Below are 1,301 nucleotides of genomic sequence, written 5' to 3' on the forward strand. Positions count from 1 at the left end.
GGCGGTTTCTAGGGGTCGTTGCAACACGTGGTCGGTTTGATCAGGCCGCGAGCAGTTTATGCAGGCGCTCGGCTGGGGTTTCCCAGTCGAGCGTTTTGCGTGGGCGGCCGTTGAGCTCGGTGGCGACCGCCGTGAGGTGTTCCGGGTCGTGGACGGACAGGTCGGTGCCCTTGGGGAAGTACTGCCGCAGCAGGCCGTTCGTGTTCTCGTTCGAGCCGCGTTGCCAGGGGCTGGCGGGGTCGCAGAAGTAGACCGGGACACCGGTGGCGACGGTGAACGAGCCGTGGGCGGCCATCTCGGCGCCCTGGTCCCAGGTCAGCGACCTCACCAGGTGGCCGGGCAGGGCCTGGACGGTGTCTACCAGGGCCTCGCGGACCTGCTCGGCGGCGCGGCCGTTCGGCAGGTGCAGGAGCATCACGTAGCGGGTGGCCCGCTCGACCAGGGTCCCGATCGCGGAGGCACCGCCCTTGCCGATGATCAGATCGCCCTCCCAGTGGCCGGGTACCGCCCGGTCCTCCACCTCGGCGGGCCGTTCACTGATCATGACCATGGGATGCGTGAAACGCGGCTGGCGGCAGTTGGCCTGGCGGTGCGGTCTGCGGCGCGCGCGTCCGGAGCGCAGAGCACCGGCCAGCTCGCGGCGCAGTTCGCCGCGGCCTTGGACGTAGAGGGCCTGGTAGACCGTCTCGGGGACCACGTGCATCTCCGGCCGCTCGGGGAAGGTTCTGCGTAGAGCGTGGCAGATCTGCTCCGGACTCCACTTCTTGTCCAGGTGGACCTGGATGAAGTTCCGCAGCTCGGCGTTCTCGCCGATCTTCCCCGTCTTCGGTCGAGGCCGGCGGGCGTCGGCCCGGGCCTGGGCGGCGTGGGGCCGGTAACGGCCGCTCTCGGGGTGGCAGTTGCGTCGGATCTCCCGGCTGATCGTGGACGGGCTCCGGCCCAGCTCGGCCGCGATCGCGCGAACTGTCGCCTTCTCCCGCAGCCGGTCGGCGATGTGGATGCGGTCGGCTTCGCACAGGAATCTGGACGGACCCGTGGAGACGGGCGCCCGCTCAGCATGAGCGGGCGCCCGGTACCGCTTCGGGTCCGTCCGGCCGTTTCGCCACTCCCGTCCGGTCCGTTCGTGGACGCCGACGAGCCGGCTCGCTTCCCTGTTGCTCAGTCCCTGCTGCACGAGGCGGAAGTATTCCTCCCGCTCCCTACGCAGCTTCCGCGGCCCCTGAGCCGTCCGGTCCTTGCGGATCTTGAAGTCCATCGCATCCCCTGAACTGGGGTGTTGCGACAACCACTAGAACCTAAGC

General features: G+C 69.4%; 1 protein-coding gene. It reads right to left on the reverse strand.

Translation table 11 applies throughout. The features are described from left to right. Positions 1-40: 40 nt before the first annotated feature. A complete protein-coding gene (locus ACFVX9_RS39830; protein WP_380381130.1) occupies positions 41-1,162 on the reverse strand; it encodes an IS30 family transposase in 1,122 nt (373 codons plus the stop codon). Between the last annotated feature and the right edge of the window lie 139 nt (positions 1,163-1,301).

It is taken from the genome of Kitasatospora sp. NPDC058243, assembly GCF_042882025.1.
GTDB lineage: Bacteria > Actinomycetota > Actinomycetes > Streptomycetales > Streptomycetaceae > Kitasatospora.